The 18,510-nt window shown below is 70.8% G+C and carries 19 protein-coding genes and 1 tRNA gene; 5 read left to right on the forward strand and 15 right to left on the reverse strand.

What is annotated here, in order from left to right:
• Nucleotides 1–48: 48 nt before the first annotated feature.
• Complete coding sequence (locus ACH4KB_RS15355) at nucleotides 49–786, reverse strand: NADPH-dependent F420 reductase (RefSeq protein ID WP_398066436.1); 738 nt, start codon at nucleotides 784–786, stop codon at nucleotides 49–51.
• A gap of 310 nt (nucleotides 787–1,096) precedes the next feature.
• On the opposite strand from ACH4KB_RS15355, the gene ctaD reads away from it, so the two are divergent.
• Nucleotides 1,097–2,770, forward strand: a complete 1,674-nt coding sequence (gene ctaD / locus ACH4KB_RS15360) for a cytochrome c oxidase subunit I (protein WP_398066544.1) — start codon at nucleotides 1,097–1,099, stop codon at nucleotides 2,768–2,770.
• 49 nt (nucleotides 2,771–2,819) lie between these two features.
• Nucleotides 2,820–3,161: a hypothetical protein gene (locus ACH4KB_RS15365; protein ID WP_398066437.1), complete on the forward strand. Its 342-nt coding sequence runs from the start codon at nucleotides 2,820–2,822 to the stop codon at nucleotides 3,159–3,161.
• 84 nt (nucleotides 3,162–3,245) lie between these two features.
• Here the strand turns inward: ACH4KB_RS15365 and ACH4KB_RS15370 are convergent, their stop codons facing one another.
• From ACH4KB_RS15370 to ACH4KB_RS15395, 6 genes are all read right to left on the reverse strand, one after another.
• On the reverse strand, nucleotides 3,246–3,623 hold the full coding sequence (locus ACH4KB_RS15370) for a VOC family protein (RefSeq protein WP_398066438.1): 378 nt from the start codon (nucleotides 3,621–3,623) through the stop codon (nucleotides 3,246–3,248).
• Nucleotides 3,620–5,272 carry a sigma-70 family RNA polymerase sigma factor gene (locus tag ACH4KB_RS15375; protein WP_398066439.1) on the reverse strand — a complete coding sequence of 551 codons (1,653 nt, stop codon included), beginning with the start codon at nucleotides 5,270–5,272 and terminating at the stop codon, nucleotides 3,620–3,622. The genes ACH4KB_RS15370 and ACH4KB_RS15375 overlap by 4 nt, the downstream gene beginning before the upstream one ends.
• 275 nt (nucleotides 5,273–5,547) lie before the next feature.
• Nucleotides 5,548–5,742: an antitoxin gene (locus ACH4KB_RS15380; RefSeq protein ID WP_398066440.1), complete on the reverse strand. Its 195-nt coding sequence runs from the start codon at nucleotides 5,740–5,742 to the stop codon at nucleotides 5,548–5,550.
• Nucleotides 5,743–6,058: 316 nt separating this feature from the next.
• Nucleotides 6,059–7,084 carry an MASE1 domain-containing protein gene (locus ACH4KB_RS15385; protein ID WP_398066441.1) on the reverse strand — a complete coding sequence of 342 codons (1,026 nt, stop codon included), beginning with the start codon at nucleotides 7,082–7,084 and terminating at the stop codon, nucleotides 6,059–6,061.
• A gap of 63 nt (nucleotides 7,085–7,147) precedes the next feature.
• Complete coding sequence (locus tag ACH4KB_RS15390) at nucleotides 7,148–7,981, reverse strand: PP2C family protein-serine/threonine phosphatase (protein ID WP_398066442.1); 834 nt, start codon at nucleotides 7,979–7,981, stop codon at nucleotides 7,148–7,150.
• A 102-nt stretch (nucleotides 7,982–8,083) separates the two neighbouring features.
• Nucleotides 8,084–8,704: a DinB family protein gene (locus ACH4KB_RS15395; RefSeq protein ID WP_398066443.1), complete on the reverse strand. Its 621-nt coding sequence runs from the start codon at nucleotides 8,702–8,704 to the stop codon at nucleotides 8,084–8,086.
• A 148-nt stretch (nucleotides 8,705–8,852) separates the two neighbouring features.
• Here ACH4KB_RS15395 and ACH4KB_RS15400 point away from each other — a divergent pair, with 148 nt between their 5' ends.
• Nucleotides 8,853–9,122, forward strand: coding sequence for a hypothetical protein (locus tag ACH4KB_RS15400; protein ID WP_398066444.1), 270 nt, complete (start codon nucleotides 8,853–8,855; stop codon nucleotides 9,120–9,122).
• Nucleotides 9,123–9,137: 15 nt separating this feature from the next.
• Here ACH4KB_RS15400 and ACH4KB_RS15405 read toward each other — a convergent pair.
• Nucleotides 9,138–9,213 (reverse strand) — tRNA-Trp (locus tag ACH4KB_RS15405).
• A 197-nt stretch (nucleotides 9,214–9,410) separates the two neighbouring features.
• Here ACH4KB_RS15405 and mptB point away from each other — a divergent pair.
• Nucleotides 9,411–10,925: a polyprenol phosphomannose-dependent alpha 1,6 mannosyltransferase MptB gene (gene mptB / locus ACH4KB_RS15410; RefSeq protein ID WP_398066445.1), complete on the forward strand. Its 1,515-nt coding sequence runs from the start codon at nucleotides 9,411–9,413 to the stop codon at nucleotides 10,923–10,925.
• A gap of 307 nt (nucleotides 10,926–11,232) precedes the next feature.
• Nucleotides 11,233–12,909, forward strand: a complete 1,677-nt coding sequence (locus ACH4KB_RS15415; RefSeq protein ID WP_398066446.1) for an ABC-F family ATP-binding cassette domain-containing protein — start codon at nucleotides 11,233–11,235, stop codon at nucleotides 12,907–12,909.
• Between the two features lie 63 nt (nucleotides 12,910–12,972).
• Here ACH4KB_RS15415 and ACH4KB_RS15420 read toward each other — a convergent pair whose 3' ends face one another.
• From ACH4KB_RS15420 to ACH4KB_RS15450, 7 genes are all read right to left on the reverse strand, one after another.
• Nucleotides 12,973–13,197: a hypothetical protein gene (locus ACH4KB_RS15420; protein WP_398066447.1), complete on the reverse strand. Its 225-nt coding sequence runs from the start codon at nucleotides 13,195–13,197 to the stop codon at nucleotides 12,973–12,975.
• Nucleotides 13,198–13,313: 116 nt separating this feature from the next.
• Nucleotides 13,314–13,934 (reverse strand): hypothetical protein, encoded by a 621-nt coding sequence (locus ACH4KB_RS15425; RefSeq protein ID WP_398066448.1) that lies wholly within the window; start codon nucleotides 13,932–13,934, stop codon nucleotides 13,314–13,316.
• A 70-nt stretch (nucleotides 13,935–14,004) separates the two neighbouring features.
• Nucleotides 14,005–14,625, reverse strand: coding sequence for an L-threonylcarbamoyladenylate synthase (locus ACH4KB_RS15430; RefSeq protein ID WP_215109589.1), 621 nt, complete (start codon nucleotides 14,623–14,625; stop codon nucleotides 14,005–14,007).
• Between the two features lie 125 nt (nucleotides 14,626–14,750).
• Complete coding sequence (locus tag ACH4KB_RS15435) at nucleotides 14,751–15,767, reverse strand: hemolysin family protein (protein WP_398066449.1); 1,017 nt, start codon at nucleotides 15,765–15,767, stop codon at nucleotides 14,751–14,753.
• Nucleotides 15,764–17,101, reverse strand: a complete 1,338-nt coding sequence (locus tag ACH4KB_RS15440; RefSeq protein ID WP_398066450.1) for a hemolysin family protein — start codon at nucleotides 17,099–17,101, stop codon at nucleotides 15,764–15,766. Before ACH4KB_RS15440 ends, ACH4KB_RS15435 begins: the two co-directional genes overlap by 4 nt.
• Before the next feature lie 353 nt (nucleotides 17,102–17,454).
• Nucleotides 17,455–17,841, reverse strand: coding sequence for a DUF4180 domain-containing protein (locus tag ACH4KB_RS15445; protein ID WP_398066451.1), 387 nt, complete (start codon nucleotides 17,839–17,841; stop codon nucleotides 17,455–17,457).
• The gene (locus ACH4KB_RS15450; RefSeq protein ID WP_398066452.1) at nucleotides 17,834–18,328 is read right to left on the reverse strand and encodes a helix-turn-helix domain-containing protein; all 495 of its coding nucleotides are present in this window, start codon (nucleotides 18,326–18,328) and stop codon (nucleotides 17,834–17,836) included. The genes ACH4KB_RS15445 and ACH4KB_RS15450 overlap by 8 nt, the downstream gene beginning before the upstream one ends.
• Between the last annotated feature and the right edge of the window lie 182 nt (nucleotides 18,329–18,510).

Raw genomic sequence — 18,510 nt, forward strand, 5'->3', positions numbered from 1 at the left:
CCCGGCCGGAGTGGTCGCCCGGTTGTCCCACCGGCGTGAAGCCCGGTATCAGGCGCGCCACTCCGCGGTGCGCTCCTGGGATGCTTCCGAGAGGGCCTTCACGATGGCGTCGACGTCGCCCTGGCTTCCGTACACCGGCGTGCCGGGCTGCTGGCGCCAGGATTCGTCCAGGCCGCCGCTGTCGACGGTGTCGAAGCCCAACTCGTCGATGAGGTCGCGGACCGCCTGTTTGGCCTTCGGGTCGTCGCCCGCGACAGGGAGCGCCTGCCGGCCCGGAGTGCCGTGCGGGCGGCCCCGGTCCAGGATGTCCTGGGCGTACGTGCCGTTGAACGCCTTGATCACGGGGTGACCGATCTGCTGCTCCGTCCACCGGCTCTCGGGCAGCCCGTCCTCGATGGCGGCGATAAGGCCGTCGCGCTGCTGCGGGTAGTAGTTGCCCGTGTCGATGACCGCGACGCCTTCCGTCGCGCCGTCGAGGAATCCGGCGGGCAGGTCGGGCACGGCCTTCAGCGGCACCGTGACGACGACTACCTTGGCGCCCCGCGCGGCCTCCGACGCGGGCACCGGCTTCGCCCCGGTCTCTTCGGCGAGGGCGGTGAGCGTCTGGGGGCCGCGGGAGTTGGCAACCGCGACCTCATGCCCGAGGGCGGTGAGACGTCGCGTCAGGTTGCCGCCGATGTTGCCCGCGCCGATGATGCCGATCTTCATGGATCCGACCTTCCGAAACTGCCGAGTGGAGAGGAGTGAACGGGAGTGGGGAGGAGAGAAGTGATTCCGTCGGTTCACCAACTCCGGTGCCGGAGAAGCTATTCCTGTGCCCGCGAGGGAATATCCGATCTGCTCCCGGACGTTGACGCCCGGTTGCGGTTGCGGTTGCGGTTGCGGTGACCGAGGGTGGAGGGAGGGTTCGTCCTAGGCCATTTGAGTGTCCTTGTCGGCCGCTCGCCCCGAACGGGGAAGGATGTCCCACCGCACTGATCTCCGCGGGTCCATTCTGGTCGCCGAGTCCACACGGGCCGTCGACCGAAGGAGCGTCGTAGTGACGACGAGGGGCATCTCGCAACCGGTGGAGACCGATGCCGCCGACCAGGACGAAATGCCGGTACGGCGCGGCGAACCCGGCAATGTGGTCATCAAGTGGATGACCAGCACGGACCACAAGACCATCGGCACGCTCTACCTCGTCACCTCCTTCGCGTTCTTCTGCGTGGGAGGGCTCCTGGCGTTGGTGATGCGAGCCGAGCTGGCCCGGCCCGGTATCCAGCTGATCTCGAACGAGCAGTTCAACCAGGCTTTCACGATGCACGGCACGATCATGCTGCTGATGTTCGCGACGCCGCTGTTTGCCGGATTCGCGAACTGGATCATGCCGTTGCAGATCGGCGCGCCCGACGTGGCGTTCCCGCGGCTGAACATGTTCGCGTACTGGCTGTACCTCTTCGGCTCGCTCATCGCGGTGGCCGGCTTCCTCACCCCGCAGGGTGCGGCCGACTTCGGCTGGTTCGCCTACGCCCCGCTCAACGACGCGGTCCGCTCTCCCGGTGTCGGCGCCGACATGTGGATCATGGGTCTGGCCTTCTCCGGCTTCGGCACGATCCTCGGCTCGGTCAACTTCATCACCACGATCATCTGCATGCGCGCACCCGGCATGACGATGTTCCGTATGCCAATCTTCACCTGGAACGTCCTGCTGACCGGTGTCCTGGTTCTGCTGGCCTTCCCGGTCCTCGCCGCGGCCCTGCTGGCGCTGGAGGCCGACCGCAAGTTCGGTGCGCATGTCTTCGACGCGGCCAACGGCGGCGCCCTGCTGTGGCAGCACCTGTTCTGGTTCTTCGGCCACCCCGAGGTCTACATCATCGCCCTGCCGTTCTTCGGCATCGTCACAGAGATCCTTCCGGTCTTCAGCCGCAAGCCGGTCTTCGGCTATATCGGCCTGGTCGCGGCCACCATCGCCATCGCCGGCCTGTCCGCGACCGTGTGGGCGCACCACATGTTCGTCACGGGCGGTGTGCTGCTGCCGTTCTTCTCCTTCATGACCTTCCTCATCGCCGTGCCAACAGGCGTGAAATTCTTCAACTGGATTGGCACCATGTGGAAGGGATCGCTCTCCATGGAGACCCCGATGCTCTGGGCCGTCGGTTTTCTGGTCACCTTCCTGTTCGGTGGTCTGACTGGGATCATTCTCGCCTCACCACCCCTGGACTTCCACGTCTCCGACTCGTACTTCGTCGTCGCCCACTTCCACTACGTGGTATTCGGCACCGTGGTGTTCGCGATGTTCGCCGGATTCCATTTCTGGTGGCCGAAGTTCACCGGTAAGTTGCTGGACGAACGGCTCGGGAAGATGACGTTCTGGACGCTGTTCGTGGGCTTCCACGGCACCTTCCTGGTGCAGCACTGGCTCGGGGCCGAGGGCATGCCGCGTCGTTACGCGGACTACCTCGACGCCGACGGCTTCACCGCGCTGAATACGATCTCCACCCTTTCCTCCTTCCTGCTGGGCCTGTCGATCCTGCCGTTCTTCTACAACATCTGGAAGACCGCCAAGTACGGCAGGAAGATCGAGGTCGACGACCCGTGGGGCTACGGCCGTTCGCTGGAATGGGCCACGTCCTGCCCGCCGCCGCGGCACAACTTCGTCACCCTGCCGCGGATCCGCTCCGAATCCCCGGCGTTCGACCTGCACCACCCGGCGGTCCGCTCTTTGGAGGAAGCCACCAACCGCCCCCAGGACTCCACGGTCGTCGCCCCGGGGGACCGGCACGAGTGAATGCGGCCCACGCCCTTGATCAAGCGGCGGGGTGCGAGAGGAGGACGGGGTGAAACCCGACGAGGACTGCGCCCGGGGCCTGGCGCAACTGGAAGGCTTTCTGCTGTGGAACGCGGAGGTCGAGAGGGCGCGACGACAGGCGCGCCGCTTCACCGACCGGTTGCCCTGGTTGACCACAGCGCAGCGTGAGGACGTCGAGCGGGTGTTCATCACCGAACGCGTCGCCGCTTCCCGGGAGTCGCTCACCCACATCCGGGACCGCGCGGACGAACTGCGCGAGGAGTACGCCGGGCGTTATGTTCGGCTCCGGGCCCGCTGCGTCGCCGTCTCGGCCGGCGCGGCGGGCGCGGCGATCTGCGTCGGCACGGCGCTGATGTTGGTCCTGCGCTGAGCCCGGCGAGATCCCGCCGGGCTCAGGTGCGGCTGGTCGGCGGCCGCACCGGACGGCCCGGGCGTGCGAGCGGTGCTGGAACGGTCAGTGCCGAACCAGGCAGAAGGGGTGTCCGGCAGGGTCGGCGTAGACACGCCACCCGCGCGCTTCGTCCCCGGCGTCGAGGAGGGACCCCCCGCACGCCAGAACCACCTCGTGCGCCCGTTCCTGGTCGGTGACGCCGAAGTCCAGGTGGAACTGCTGGGGCGGCTCCTGGCCGGGCCAGCCGGGCGGCCGGTGATCGGCCACCCGCTGAAAGGCGAGGACGAGTCCACCGGGCGTGTGCAGCGTGGACCAGTCCGCGTCGCACGCCCATCTCCGGTCGGCGCGGTCGACCTCGCCCCCGAGCAATGACGCGTAGAAGCCGGCCAGTTCCTTCGGGTCGGGGCAGTCCAGTACCACGCACTCCACTTGAGCGATCATGGCGGCATCCTAAGGGGTGTCCGGCGGGCTAACCGGGTCCCGAACACCTGTGTCCATATCGGACCTTCGTCCGTATTCTGCTTACCGACGCCGATCTCCTTGAAGGAACAGTTGAGGATGTTCGCGCGGTGTCCCGGGCTGTCCATCCAGGACCGCATCACGTCGGCCGGGGTCTGCTGGCCCTTGGCGATGTTCTCGCCGTAGGTGGACCACCGATACCCCGCGGCGGTGATCCGGTCGCCTGGATCCCTGCCGTCCTGCGAGGTGTGCGAGAAGTAGTCCTTGGCCTCCATATCGGCGGAGTGCCGTAGCGCGGCGGTGTTGAGCTGATCGTTGACGGTCACCGGACCGCAGCCCTCCTTGGCCCGCTCGGCGTTGACCAGATCGGCCACCTGGCCGGCGGTTCCCGCCGGTGCGGGCGGTGCGGGCGGTGCGGGCTGTGCGGGCGCCGGCGGGTCCGGCTTCGGGGCCGGGGCTGCGGTGGTGGGCGCGGGCGGTGCCGGGGTGCTCTTCTCCGGCTTGGCCTTGGACGTACGCGAGGAACTCGGCGTCGGGGAGGCGCTGGGCGACACGGACGCGAAGGCCGAGGAAGACGGGGACGGCGTCGGTGAGGCAGAGGTGGGCGCCTGGGAGCGGGGGGCCGGAGCGTCGGCGGTGACGGTCGTCGCGTCCCGGTCGTCGGCGTCGGTGTAGAGGTGCACCGCCGCGCCGCCCGTGCCGAGCGCGGCGACCGCGACCACGGCCGCTATGGCTGCGTTGCGACGGCGGCGTCGGGCCTGCACTCGTCTGCGCTCCGCGCGTCCCGCCCCGGTGCCGGGCGAGCCAGGACCGGCCACCTGGAGCTGCGCAGCCGTGGTGAGCAGATCAGGAACGGCCCCCGTTCCTGCCGCGGCCACCGGGACCAGGGCGAGACCCACCAACAGCCCTTCGGCGGGAACAAGCCCCGAGCGGTGTCCCGAGCACACGGTGCATTCGCGGGCATGGCGGGCCAGCCGCTTGCGCCACAGGGCGGAGGGGACACCGTCCCAGCCGACGGCGATGCCCTCCAGAAGCACGCACGGCGGTTCGGCCGCCAGCGCGCCCACCACGACTCTTGCCGCCTCCAGCTGTGCCTTCATCCGTTGCACCCGTACGGCGGTGTGCTGCGGGGAGAGTTCGAGGGCCGCGGCGACCTCGGCACGGGACAGGTGCCCGGTGGTCTCCAGCCACCACAGCGACAGCAGGGCGCGGTCGTCCTCGTCCAGCCAGCGTGTCGCCTCCGCTACCTGGCGACGCTGGCCGGTCAGGCCCAGCTCCAGGATCGTCACCTCGACGAAGTCCGCCCGGGGATCCGGCAGGTCGTACGCGGCGTCCAGCCGGTCCGCCGGTATCGCACCGGACTGTCCGTCACGCCAGTGCGTACGTATCTCGTTCATGGCTATCGCCACCAGCCAGGAACGGAAACGCTCCGGGTCACGCAGATCCGGCAGGCCCCGGAGCATGCGCAGCACCGCCTCCTGCACCACGTCGTCCACGTCCGCATGACCGTCCAGCGCACGTCCGACGACGTTGTACAGGAGGGGCAGGTAGGCCGAGACGAGCTGGTCCTTGGCCTGCTGGTCGCCGCTCCGCGCCGCCGCGATCAGGGCCGTCGGGTGATCCTTGCCCATGCTGTGCTCACTCTTCCGGGGTCCGGTGCTGTCACTTCCCACACTCGGGAGACGGGGTGCGGGCGGGACAATAACAAGAATCCGGCGGGCAACCCCGGAAATCGTCGCCGCCCCTGCGCCACGGGTCTCGTTCGGGCCCGTGGGTCAGTTTGCGCGAGGGCTCGACGTACCCCGTGCACCGGGCCGTGCCACGGATCGCATTCCGCGGCACGGCCCGGTGCACGGGACGGACGGCGGCCGACGGACGGCGGCCGCCCGGTCACCTGCGGGGCGGCTCAGGTGCGCGGCGGCCCGTCCTGGTCGCGGTCCGCCCCGAACTGCTGCCTGAGCCTGTCCTGGCCCTTGTCGACGTGGCCCTTGTACTTGCCCTTCGTGCGGTCGTCGACCATGTCGCCGGCCTTGTCGATGCCCTTGCCGACGTGCTCCTCGTGTCCCTTGAGCATTCTCTTGATCTTGTCCAGTGCGGACATGCGTCCTCCTCCGTCGACTCTGCGGCCCCCATCTCAAGGGTCACCGCACCGGGCACCGCCCGCATCCGCGCCGAGGGACCACGAGGACGCCGACAGGTGGGACGGGGCGGCCGGGAAGTGTGAAGCCGCGCCGACTGGGCACATACCGGTTGACCAGGAGGAGGTGGTGGCAATGGGCCGCATCCGAGTTGTCGTCCGTCGTCCCCCGCCCCCTACGGGGCCGCCGCCGCTGGATCTGCGCACTCCGTCCGGCCGCCCCCTGCCGTACTGACCGTCGGCGTTTCCCGCCCTTCGACCCACCGGGGCGTACCACGCGCTACCGGTGGTCCGGCCGGGGGCCGCCGTCGAGCGGGCCGTGCCGCCCCGGCCTGTCCTCGTACCGCGCGGCGGCCGGCCCCGACAGCGGCGCCAGCTGCTCCACCAGGGCCTCCAGCTCCTCGACGGCGTACTCCGTCTCCCGGCGGATGTTCTTGTGCTCCGCGACGACGGCCCCGAGCAGCAGCGCGGTGAGCGCGACGCTTCCGTTGAGCAGGGAGAGGTTGGCCATGATCTCCATCAGGGTGTGTCCCGCGAACGGCCCCACTCCATCCGTACCGGCGATGATGGCGAGCACCGAGACGACCAGGGCGCATGGAGCGCTGCCGGGCAGCTGGAAGCGCAGAGCCGCCCAGATGATCACCGGGAACACCAGATAGATCATCGACAGCGAACTGCGCGTAGCGATCAGCGACGACACGACCACGACGACCGCTAGGACCGATGCCTCCAGCCACCGGTCGGACGCGCGGGGCCACCGCACCCCGCGCAGGACCAGCAGCACCGGGGTGACGACCAGGACCCCCATCGCGTCCCCCGCCCACCAGGACGACCAGACCAGCCAGAATCGTCCCGGCGGAACCTTGCCGTCGAGCAGCAGCGTGAAACTCCCGATGGCGGCGCTGATCAGCATCCCCGCGAACGCGCCGAGGAAGACCAGGCAGACCCCGTCCCGCAGGCGGGCCAGCTCACTGCGGAAGCCAACCCTCCGCAACAGCGCGTACGAGGCGAGCGGCGCGGCCGTGTTGCCGAACATGACGGCCAGACTGCTCACGGTGAACGTGCCGCCGGTCTCGAGAACCGCGAGCAGCGCGCCCAGCGCGATGCCCGGCCAGACGCGGACACCCAGGCACAGCAGTGCGGCCAGGGCGATGCCGGTGGAAGGCCACAGAGGTGTGACGACCGCGCCGTCCACGACGACCTGCCGCATCAGCCCGAGATGCCCCGCCAGGTAGTAGGCGCCGGCCACGCCCAGGATCTGCGCCACGTACAGGGCCCGACGTCTGGCTTCCTCGGTGCGGATCACACCCCTCATCAGACACCGGCCGCGACGGGACCGGGCAGGTGACACGCGCGGTACGGTCCGGCGTCACCGGGGCCCGCGGCGGGCGGCGGCATGCCGCAGGACCAGTACGGCGGCATCGTCCTCGTGCCCCGTCACCTCGGTCGCGCGCAGGACCTCGTCGGCCAGCTGTGCCGCGCCTGCCCCGACGTGCGCGGCGACCAGCCGCCGTACTCGCTCCAGGCCGTCCTCGATCAGCAGCGACGGTCCCTCGACGACCCCGTCGGTGAGCAGCACGATCGCCCCGTCGGAGTCGAGGGTGCGCCGGGTGACGGGATAGTCCTCGCCCGGCTCGATGCCCAACGGCAGGCCGCCCGGGTCCTCCGTGACGCCGGACCGCCCTTCCGCTGTGGCCCACACACACGCCACGTGCCCCGCCCGCGCGCTGTGCAGCTCCCAGGTCGTCGGGTCCAGACGCATGAACGTACAGGTCGCGAAGAGGCCCGAGTCCACGGACACCAGCAGATCGTTCGTCCGGCCGAGGATCTCGCCCGGATCGGACGCCGTGCCCGCGATGGCCCGCATCGCGATACGGATCTGGCCCATGAAGGCGGCGGCCTCGACATCGTGCCCCTGTACGTCGCCGATGGCGAAGCCGAGGGCCCCGTCCGCGAGCGGGAAACCGTCGTACCAGTCGCCTCCGATGTCCAGACCGTGGCGAGCGGGCGCGTAGCGTGCCGCCGACTGGAGACCGGGGACCGTGGGCAGGGCCGCCGGGAGCATGTCGCGCTGGAGCGCCTGCGCCAGCTCCACCCTGGCCTGGTGGAACTCCACCTCGCGCCGAGCGCGGGCAGTGAGGTTCTGCAAGGTGTTGAGCAGGTCTTCGGCGCTAGCTGAGCGGGGAGTCCGACGCCGGTTCATGTGCCGCTCCGCGGTGCGTTATGTCCCTGAATCATAGGGCGGGTGCCCTTGAGCGGCGACTGCGGGCGCTTCCGCGTACTCCCGGCCACCCCCGGGCGCCGCTCAGGACCGCCTGACGCGGTACAGATCGCGGAGCAGGGCGATCTCGGCGCCGTGGTGCAGCACCTCCTGGTTGACCCACCAGACGATGTCGACGAAGGGATCCTCGGCGTCGCTGCCGTTCGGATACGTGCTGTACCCGACGGTGTCCAGGGCCACGTCGTCGGCGGTGAGCAGGGCTTCGCGCCAGGCGGCGGACGCGGTCTCGAAGGCGGCCACCGCCCCGGCGGCGTCCCCCGGAGTGCGGTAGCCGTCGCGCGTGAGCGCCCTGGTGCCACAGGTGTGGTCGGCACGGAGAGTGAGCATTTCGGCGAGATGGCTCAGACGCCACGCGATGGTGGTGAACGGCGGAGGGAACGGATGCGGGGAGTCCGCCGAGTCCCGCCCCCAGTCGCCGGCTCCCGCCAGAACGGTCGCCCGCGCCCCGGGGGCGTCGCCGCGACGGCGTACGGACCAGCAGTCGGGCACGGGTTCCCAGAGGTGTTCGTCGTCGCCGAGTGGGGTCACGCCGATGTCGACGCCGTTGCCGCTGTCCATGACGGGACCGGCCAAGCGGGCGAGGAGCCGCTCACAGGCGAAGTCGAACTGCTCCAGCAGTGGGATCAGAGGCGGTGGAAGGATCATCGGTGGAGCGTGTCACGGCGACCGGGCGGGCGCGCGCCCATTTCCGCGGTCACCGTCCCGCCCGCCCGGGCCGGCGGGGCGCGGCGGACACTGGCCGGATGGACCCTCGCACCGAGCCGTTGTCAGTGGCCGGTGGGATGCTGCCCGCATGGACGAGCTGATGAGGCAGCGACGGGTGTACGGCACCGACCACGACGACCCCCGTCCCGGGCCGAGACCGGGGCACGACTACCGGGAGCTGGTCGGCGGCCCGCTCGACGGGCTGCTGCTCGACGTCACGGGCTGGGGCGAGGCGGACCTGCGCGACGGCGTCGGGCTGGTCACCGAGATCGGCGCCTACGGGCCCGGGGGACGCGCCGAGTACGGACCGCGGTCGCCGGACAGCCACCAGTGGGACTGGCGCGGCGACATGCGGTGAAGGGCCGGGTGGTGATGGCAGGGGCGGCAGGAATCGAACCTGCGACATACGGTTTTGGAGACCGTCGCTCTGGCCGCTGAGCTACGCCCCTTGGTTACGGGTGAAGCCTGGCACGCGCGCGCCCGGACGCCAACGGATTTACGTGGGCACGGCGTTGAACGCCGTCGCGCGTACCGGCCCCTCGGCCGGCCGGGGCTCCGGATGCGGCGCGGCGCCTCCCCCGGGACGCCGGGCAAGCCGGGGGAGGCGCTGCGGGCCGGTCCGGGCCGTCCGATAGGTTGGCCGGTCATGTGGGCTTTGAGCGCGGTCGGGCACCGTCGGCTGGGTGCGGCAGGATCTCTGGCGATCGTCGCCGGCGGCTGGTTCGCCGGAAAACTGCCGGTCCATGACCCCTGGGGCCTGTGGACCGACCACGGGTCCGCCACGAAGGCGGCGGCGGCCGTCCTCGCCTACGTCGGACTGACCGTGCTCGTCGTGGCCTGGTGGCAGTACGGCAAGACCGCCTCCACAGCCCGCGAGACCCTCATCACCCTCGCCTGGTGGACGGCCCCGTTCCTGCTCGCGCCCCCGCTCTACAGTGCCGACGTCTACAGCTACATCGCCCAGGGCTCGATGGTCGTCGAAGGGCACGACGTCTACACCGTCGGCCCCTCCGCCCTGGACCCCGGCGGAATCGGGGGCGACGCCGCCGCGAGCGTCGGCAACCACTGGCGCGACACCCCGGCCCCGTACGGACCGCTCTTCCTGCTGCTCTCCGCTGCCGTCGCCTGGACCACCGGCGGCACGATCGTCCCCGCCGTCCTCGCGATGCGGCTCGTCGCGCTCGCCTCCCTCGCCCTGATCGTCTGGTCCCTGCGCCGCCTGGCGCGCGAACACGGCCGCAGCGAGAGCCGAGCCCTGTGGCTGGGAGCGCTCAACCCGCTGCTGCTGATGCACGTGGTCGGCGGCGTGCACAACGACGGGCTGATGATCGGCCTGATGCTCGCCGGCCTGGTGCTCGCGCTGCGCGGCAGGTGGATCGCGGGCAGCGCCCTGGTCGGCCTCGCCATGATGGTCAAGTCCCCGTCGGCCGTGGCACTCCTGTTCATCGGGGTCCTCGTGCACGCGTCCGCGACCGGCCCCCAGTGGCGCCGCTGGGCCAAGGGACTCCTCGCACCCGGCCTGATCGCCTGCGCGGTGGCCGGAGGGGCCACACTGATCAGCGGCACCGGATTCGGCTGGCTCCGCACCCAGGGCGTCGCCGCGAACATCCACACCGCGCTCTCCGTCACGAGTGACGTCGGCCTCGGACTGGGGGAGCTGGCCCAGCTGCTTCTGGGCGTCGACGCGGAACCCGTCAAGTCCGCCGTCCAGACGCTGGGACTGGCGGTGGCGCTCGGTGTGATCGTCGTTCTGGCCCGCCGTGCGATGCGGGGCGGTATGACGCCGGCCCACGCCCTCGGCCTCTCGCTGCTCGTCCTGGTCGCCCTCTCACCCATGGTCCAGCCCTGGTACCTGCTGTGGGGCATGGCCGTCGTCGCCGCGACCGAACAGTACGGCCGCCTCGCCGCCGTCCTGATCGTGCTCTCGGCGGCGCTGGTGTACGAGACCCACCCCATGGGCGCCACCCCGCCCTACGGATTCGTCCTGGCCGGTCTCGCCGCGGTCCTCGGCACCCTCGCCCTCCGACGTACCCCCGTCGTGCCGCCCGGCGTCCGGCTGCCCGGCCGGCGGGGCCCCGCCGGCCCGGCGGACTCGGAGGCGAACCAGGCCGCCTCCGCGTCAACCGCCTCGCCCGCCCCCGCGCCGCAGAGCGCTCCCTGACACTCCCCTCGACACCCGGCAAGATCCTCGGCTATGCTGCGTGGGTCCTGTTGTCTCCGATAGAGGTGGACGTTGCGCATCTGAGGTCCGCGATCATCGCGCGGTACGGCCCTGGTCCGTACACGGTCACGACGTTGTCGGCATTTCTGCCGCCCGTGACTTCCGCGTGGATGCGACCTCGGTGCTGAGCCGTCCCTCACCTTCGCAGGACTGTTCTTCCCACCACCTTCCGGCCCCGGCCGGGTCGCCGCGTGCTGCTCGCATACGAAGCCCCCCGTTCCTCCCCGCTTCCGACTGCGAGAACCACATGAGCCATCCCACCGCGCCCAGCGCCTCCGTGGCAGCCTTCAACCTCACCTTCCGGTGGCCCGACGGCACGAATCTCTTCGACGGGCTCTCCCTCACCGTCCCCCGGGGCCGCACCGGTCTGGCCGGAGCCAACGGCGCCGGCAAGTCGGCCCTGCTGCGCCTGTTCGCCGGACTGCTGCGCCCCTCGGAGGGGTCCGTCACCGTCGGCGGGCACCTTGCCTACCTGCCCCAGAACATCACCCTGGACACCTCCCTGCGCGTCGACGCGGCCCTCGGCATCGCCGGGCGACGGGCCGCCCTGCGCGCCATCGAGTCCGGAGACGTACGGGAGGAGCACTTCGAGACGGTCGGCGACGACTGGGACGTCGAGGAGCGCGCTCTGGCCACCCTCGGCTCCCTCGGGCTCGGCGCCGTCGAACTGGACCGTACCGTCGGGCAGTTGTCCGGCGGGGAGACCGTCCTGCTGCGCCTGGCCGCGCTGCTCCTGGAACGGCCGGACGTCCTCCTCCTCGACGAGCCGACCAACAACCTGGACCTGTTCGCCCGCCGCAGGCTCTACGACGCCGTCGACTCCTGGCGCACCGGCATCCTGGTCGTCGTCAGCCACGACCGGGACCTGTTGGAGCGGGTCGACCGCATCGCCGAACTGCGATCGGGCTCGGTCAGCTGGTACGGGGGCGGCTGGTCCGCCTACCAGGAGGCCCTGGCCACCCAGCAGGAGGCCGCCGGGCGGATGCTGCGCGCCGCCGACGCCGACGTACGCCGTCAGCAGCGAGAACTGGAGGAGACCCGGACCAAGGTCGCCCGCCGTCAGCGCCACGACAAGAAGCTCGACGGCCGGCGGAAGGCCCCGCGCATCGTCGCCGGGGAACGCAAGCGCTCGGCCCAGGAGTCCGGGGACCGGCTGCGCGGCCTGCACGAGGACCGGCTCGACGAGGCCCGCGAGCGCAGGGAGGAAGCCGCCGAAGCCATTCGCCGGGATGCCGAGATCAAGGTGAGCCTGCCCCACACCGCGGTGCCCGCCGGCCGCACCGTCCTGACCGTACGGGACCTGAGTCTCCCCTACGGGCGGCTGCGCGAGGGCAGCCTCCAGGTGAAGGGACCCGAACGCATCGCCCTGGTCGGCCGCAACGGGGCGGGCAAGACGACGCTGCTACGGGCGCTCACCGGGGAGCTCGCGCCGAGCACCGGGGAGGCCACGGCCTCGGTGCCGCTGAAGTTCCTTCCGCAACGGCTGGACGTCCTCGACGACGCCCTGAGCGTCGCCGACAACGTCGCCCGCACCGCCCCGGGCACCACCGACAACCAGATCCGCTCCCAGCTCGCCCGGTTCCTCTTCAAGGGGGCCCGCGCGGAGCAGCCGGCGGGCACCCTCTCGGGCGGCGAACGCTTCCGGGCCGCCCTCGCGGCCACCATGCTCGCCGCCCCGGCCCCGCAGCTGCTACTGCTGGACGAGCCGACGAACAATCTCGATCTGGCCAGCGTGCGGCAGCTGACGAGTGCCCTGGAGTCCTACGAGGGCGCGCTCGTCATCGCCAGCCACGATCTGCCCTTCCTGGACTCCGTGGGCATCACCCGCTGGATCCTGCTGGACGACGCACTGCGTGAGACCGACGCCGATGAGGTCCGCGAACGGCTCGGGAGCCCGCAGTCGACCCCGGCGGGCACGGCGTGACACCGACCGCACGGCCATCCTCGACGGGCTGCGCGGTGCGGGACGTTCAGGTGATGCGGGCTTTCAGGCGGCCTCGTAGTGGTGGGCCCGTCCGCCCCGCCACTCCACCCAGACCGGATTGTCGAGGATCCGGTCCGCTTCTTCGAGGCCGGCCTCGTTCAGGAACACGATCACGTCGTGGTCGCTGTGGGCCAGCCCGAGTATCTCGTCCCGGCCTTCGTAGTGCACGGTCACCCGGCGGCCGCCCGAGGGGGTCGGCCGGTGGATGATGATCGGGGGATTTGCCATGGGTCCACCCTGCGACGCGCCCCGCACCCTCGCATCCCCGGCCCGGCCCCTCCGACGGTGGGCAGAAACCGCTCCCGAAAAGGCTCCCATGCTCTCCCCGGGGGCCGAGGAGGGCCTCAGCGCCCGGCGGTCGACAGTTCCACCGTTGTGGTGACGCGCACCAGGGAGGGCCTGCGCGGGGCGGAGCCGAACCCGAAGGCGACGGGCGGATCGAGCGGGGCGAGCCGCCCCAGACCCGCCCCGTCCAGCACGGCGTCGGCGGCCACGACCGGCCGCAGCCCCCGCGCCCCGTACCACTCCCGCCGCCCCGGACCCGCGCGGCCCAGGGTGCGTACGCCAGGCATCAGCAGCCGGGCCGGCCCGTCGCACAGCGCGGCCCAGAGCGGGCTGCGGGCGAGCGGGGCCGGGACGGCGGACAGCAGCAGGCCGAGGGCGGAGCGGCGTCCCGTCCGCAGACGCAGGCGCAGCGGCCCCGCCTCGACGAGCCAGATGTCGTCGGCGACGGTGACGATCACCGGAACCACCTCGATCCGGTCGAACCGGTACGTGGCGGCGACGAAGTCCGCGATCCGCCGGGAGGGGGCCAGCAGGACCCGTACGCCGTCGGGATACTCGACCATGACGTCACTGAACGCCCCGAACGGCGAACGCGGCCAGTGGCCGACCACCAGCCGGGTGCCCGAGGCGGTCCCCACACCGGCGATCCAGCCGTCGAACCGCAGTCGCTCACCTGTCACGCCCACCAGTCTCCCCCGTCACGGTCGACGGGGGAGAACCGGCGACCGGCGAGCCGGGTCACCGTGCGGGCTACTCGAAGCGGGACGTGTCCCCGGCTCCGCGGCGTACGATCTCGGGCTCGTCGCCGGAGAAGTCGATGACCGTGGTCAGCTCGGTGCCGCAGTCGCCCGAGTCGATGACGGCGTCCACCTCGTGGTCGAGCCGCTCCTTGATCTCCCAGCCCTGCGTCAGAGGCTCCTCCTCGTCCGGCAGCAGCAGGGTGCTGGAGAGCAACGGCTCGCCGAGCTCGGCGACCAGGGCCTGGGTCACGACGTGGTCGGGGATGCGTACACCGACCGTCTTCTTCTTCGGGTGCAGCAACTGGCGGGGAACCTCCTTCGTCGCAGGAAGGATGAAGGTGTAGCTCCCGGGCGTCGCCGCCTTCACCGCCCGGAACACGTCGTTGTCCACACGCACGAACTGCGACAGCTGCGCGAAGTCGTGGCACACCAGCGTGAAGTGGTGCTTGTCATCGAGGTTCCGGATCGACCGGATCCGGCCGAGGGCGTCACGGTTGCCCAACTGGCAGCCCAGCGCGTAGCACGAGTCGGTCGGGTACGCGACGAGCGCACCGGACCGGATGCTGTCGACCACCGTGCTGATGGTGCGGGGCTGGGGATTTGCGGGGTGCACGTCGAAGTACTTGGCCATTCGCCGAGCTTACGCGCTCGGGCCGGACCGGCAGAGCCCTGCGCCGGGAAGAGTGGGAGGCGGCCCGTCGTACGACGGACCGCCTCCTCTTCCGCTTGGCACGGTGGAGTTCACCGCCGTGCGGGTCAGACCGCGGCGGCCCCCACCAGCTCGTCCAGTACGTCCTCCATGGTCACGAACCCGATGACCGTGCCCTTGTCCCCGGCGACCGCCGCGAGATGCGTACCGGCGGCACGCATCGCGGTGAGCGTGTCGTCGAGCGGGGTGTCGATCTCGACCCGGATGACGGGGTGGAGGGCGCTCGTGGGCAGCGCCTTGGTGCGCTCCGTGACGCCGAGGGCGTCCTTGATGTGGAAGTAGCCCAGCAACCCGTCGTCGGGCCCGGTGACCGGCAGCCGGGAGAACCCCGAGGCGACGGCGGCCCGCTCCAGACCCTGAGGGGTGATGCCCAGATCGACGGTGACGGTCCGGTTCAGCGGGACCATCACCTCGCCGACCGGCCGGGTTCCGAGCTCCAGGGCGTCCCGCAGACGCTCCCCGTCGGCCGGAGCCAGCAGCCCGGCGTCGCTGGAGTCCTTGACCAGCCGCACGAGCTCGTCGTCGGTGAACACCGAGGCGACCTCGTCCTTGGGATCGACCTTGAGAAGCCGCAGCAGCATGTTGGCGAAGGCGTTGATGCCGAAGATGACCGGGCGCAGCGCCCGCGTCAGACCGACCAGGGGCGGCCCCAGCGCCAGCGCGGTGGCGACGGGGGCGGCCAGCGCGATGTTCTTCGGGATCATCTCGCCGATGAGCATGTGCAGATACGTCGCCAGCGTCAGCGCGATCACGAAAGCGATCGGGTGGACCAACGCCTCCGGCACGCCGACCGCGTCGAACGGCGGCTCCAGCAGATGGGCGATGGCCGGTTCCGCGACGGCGCCCAGCACCAGCGAGGAGATGGTGATGCCGAGCTGAGCGGTGGCCATGGCGGCCGACAGGTGTTCGAGGCCCCACAGGGCGCTCTTCGCGCGTCGGCTGCCCCGCATGGCCTGCGGTTCGATCTGACTGCGGCGGACCGAGATGAGGGCGAACTCCGCGCCCACGAAGAACGCGTTGGTGAGGAGGGTGAGCGCGCCGATGGCGAGCTGGATGGCGGTCATCGGGCGTCCTCCTCCACGAGGGCCGGCGCCGGTGCGGGCGCGCTGATCCGGACCCGGTCGGCCCGGTGGTGCTCGATGTCGAGCACGTCGAACTGCCAGCCGTCGACCTCCACCCGGTCCGTACGGACCGGGATGCGGGCCAGCTGGTTGGCGAGGAGACCGGCGAGCGTCTCGTAGGGGCCTTCCGGCGCGCCGAAGCCGATCCGGTCGAGCTGGTCCAGTCTGATGCTGCCCTCGGCCTCCCAGACCGGGCGCCCGTCGCCGAGCGGCTCGACCGGTGCGAGGTCGGGGCGCTCGTGGGGGTCGTGCTCGTCGCGGACCTCGCCGACGACCTCCTCGACGATGTCCTCGACGGTGGCGACCCCCGCCGTACCGCCGTACTCGTCGATCACCACCGCCATCGTCCGGTGCTTGCGCAACTGCGCGAGCAGCCGGTCGACGGGGAGCGAGTCGGGTACGAGGAGCGGCTCGGTCGCCAGGGCCGTGACGGGGGTCCGGCCCCGCTCGGACTCGTCCAGGGCGAGCACATCGCGGATGTGGACCGTGCCGATGACCTCGTCCAGGCTGTCCCGGTAGACCGGGAAGCGGGACAGGCCGGTGGCCAGCGTCAGGTTGGCGGCGTCGGCGGCGGTGGCGTGCGCCTCCAGCGCCCGGACGTCGACGCGCGGCGTCATCACGTTCTCGGCGGACAGTTCCGCCAGGTGCAGGGTGCGGACGAACAGCTCGGCCGAGTCCTGCTCGATGGCGCCCTCGCGGGCGGAGTGCTGAGCGAGCGCGATCAGTTCCTGCGGCGTACGGGCGGAGGCCAGCTCCTCGGCCGGCTCCAGGCCCAGACGGCGCACGAAACGGTTCGCGGTGTTGTTGAGGTGACGGATCAGGGGGGCGAAACAGGCCGTGAAGGCACGCTGCGGGGTCGAGACGACCTTGGCCACCGTGAGCGGGCTGGAGATCGCCCAGTTCTTCGGGACCAGCTCACCGATGACCATGAGGACCACCGTGGAGACGGCCACACCGAGGAGGGTGGCGACCGTGGACACGGCGCCGGCCGGAAGTCCGGCGCCCTCCAGCGGGCCGCGCAGCAGCACAGCGAGGGACGGTTCGGCCAGCATGCCGATGACCAGGGAGGTCACGGTGATGCCGAGCTGGGCGCCGGAGAGCTGGAAGGTGAGCCGCTTGGCTGCCTTGAGCGCGCTCTCGGCACCACGCTCCCCGGCCTTCACCGCGCGTTCGAGCTCGCTGCGCTCGATGGTCGTGAGCGAGAACTCGGCCGCGACGAACACCGCGCAGGCCAGCGTCAGCGCGAGGGCGAGGAGAAGAAGGGCCACTTCGCTCACCGTGTCACCTCCGTCCCCTGGTGCGTGGGGTCAGGGATGACACGGTTCGTACTGGGAGGCTCACCCATTGCGGTGCGCAGCTCCTTCTCTGTTCGGGTCGTCGGGATCGACGGTGGAATGCGGGTGTGAACCCGTCCCATAGATAGTAAAGGGAGCGCAAAGCGTTGGGGAGTGGCGGGTGTCACACCGAGTGCCGCCCCGGGCGGCCACGGCATCCGGGATCTTGATGGCCGGAACTTGCGTAGTGGTCATGTGCTGGCGAACCCCCTTGCTGGAACGCCCAGGTCGATGCCTTCGAGGAAGTGGGAGAGGAGGGCGACGGGGCGCGGAGGGGGACGAGGGCTGCCCATGCCTCAGCCGGACGAAGGTCTGGTCCCGTTCGGGGCCAGCCGGTCGGCGAGAGTGTCCAGATCCGGCACGAACCAGATGTCCCGGCCCCGATTGGCCTCGCGGACGAGGTCGGGGAGGGCCGAACTGGCCGACAGGTGATGGCCGATGTCCCCGAGGACGACGAGGAGGAGCCGGTAGTTCGCGAACTTCTGCAGGATGGCTCCGGCGAGGCCGGTGCTCAGGTCGAAGAAGCGGTCGTCCAGCCGCGCGGACGGCACCGCGACCACCTCCGCACACGCGAACGCGGCTCCGATCAGATGATCGAGGGCGTCCTGAACGTCGGCGATGGTGACTCCGGCGGCGTCGCACACCAGCACCGGAACGCCGTGGTACTCGACGACGTCAGGCACGGTCCGACCCCGGCGTGGACGTGGAGGCCGAGGTGAACAGGCCGCTGCCCGGGCCCAGCAGGCCATCGATCATGTGCAGCAGATCGGCGGTGGCAGCGGCGCCACCGAGAATGACGATCTTCATCCGGGTTCGCTCCTCGTCGTAGACCATCTGGATGCGCAGAGGGTCCGACGCGTCCCGCCGGGACTGCGCGCCCGCCGTGACGAACGTGCTCAGCCGGTGCGCGGCGTCCGGACCGAGCGCGTCGATCTGCACGATGCTGGACGCGTCGACGCGCCTCGGCGCGGGTGCCGGTTCCGGGGCCTCGTCGCCGGGCGGCCGACCGGTCAGGGCGGCCAGATCCTCCTTGTAGATCCGGTACTGCTTGCCGATCCGGACAGCCTTGAGCCGACCGTCGCGTACGTAGTTCCGGACGGTCCGGACATGCAGTCCCAGCAGCTCGGCCACCTCGCCGACCGAGTAGAGCTCCCGTTCTTCATTTCCCATGGTTCCGTACTCTACGTTAAACATCTCTCAGTGGGCTCCATTAGGCGAGGATAGGGTTGTTTAGGGAATATCGCGGCTGTGGTCGCCTGTCTCGGGCGCACTCGACGGGTGCGACGGAGCCTCGAGTAGGACAGTGGGAAAGCCCCCGGTAGCGAGGCGGGAAACGAACGGCCGCCCGCGGA

Origin of the sequence: Streptomyces sp. NPDC017520, from assembly GCF_044329855.1 — a bacterium.
Classification (GTDB): Bacteria; Actinomycetota; Actinomycetes; order Streptomycetales; family Streptomycetaceae; genus Streptomyces.

What these genes read in the sequence shown, in the direction of transcription:
- ACH4KB_RS15450 (WP_398066452.1), bottom strand. Translation starts at nt 18,328, where the DNA reads ATGGGAAATGAAGAACGGGAGCTCTACTCGGTCGGCGAGGTGGCCGAG.
- ACH4KB_RS15420 (WP_398066447.1), bottom strand. Translation starts at nt 13,197, where the DNA reads ATGGCAAATCCCCCGATCATCATCCACCGGCCGACCCCCTCGGGCGGC.
- ACH4KB_RS15415 (WP_398066446.1), top strand. Translation starts at nt 11,233, where the DNA reads ATGAGCCATCCCACCGCGCCCAGCGCCTCCGTGGCAGCCTTCAACCTC.
- ACH4KB_RS15370 (WP_398066438.1), bottom strand. Translation starts at nt 3,623, where the DNA reads ATGATCGCTCAAGTGGAGTGCGTGGTACTGGACTGCCCCGACCCGAAG.
- ctaD (WP_398066544.1), top strand. Translation starts at nt 1,097, where the DNA reads ATGCCGGTACGGCGCGGCGAACCCGGCAATGTGGTCATCAAGTGGATG.
- ACH4KB_RS15380 (WP_398066440.1), bottom strand. Translation starts at nt 5,742, where the DNA reads ATGTCCGCACTGGACAAGATCAAGAGAATGCTCAAGGGACACGAGGAG.
- ACH4KB_RS15435 (WP_398066449.1), bottom strand. Translation starts at nt 15,767, where the DNA reads ATGACCGCCATCCAGCTCGCCATCGGCGCGCTCACCCTCCTCACCAAC.
- ACH4KB_RS15395 (WP_398066443.1), bottom strand. Translation starts at nt 8,704, where the DNA reads ATGATCCTTCCACCGCCTCTGATCCCACTGCTGGAGCAGTTCGACTTC.
- ACH4KB_RS15390 (WP_398066442.1), bottom strand. Translation starts at nt 7,981, where the DNA reads ATGAACCGGCGTCGGACTCCCCGCTCAGCTAGCGCCGAAGACCTGCTC.
- mptB (WP_398066445.1), top strand. Translation starts at nt 9,411, where the DNA reads ATGTGGGCTTTGAGCGCGGTCGGGCACCGTCGGCTGGGTGCGGCAGGA.
- ACH4KB_RS15375 (WP_398066439.1), bottom strand. Translation starts at nt 5,272, where the DNA reads ATGGGCAAGGATCACCCGACGGCCCTGATCGCGGCGGCGCGGAGCGGC.
- ACH4KB_RS15430 (WP_215109589.1), bottom strand. Translation starts at nt 14,625, where the DNA reads ATGGCCAAGTACTTCGACGTGCACCCCGCAAATCCCCAGCCCCGCACC.
- ACH4KB_RS15400 (WP_398066444.1), top strand. Translation starts at nt 8,853, where the DNA reads ATGGACGAGCTGATGAGGCAGCGACGGGTGTACGGCACCGACCACGAC.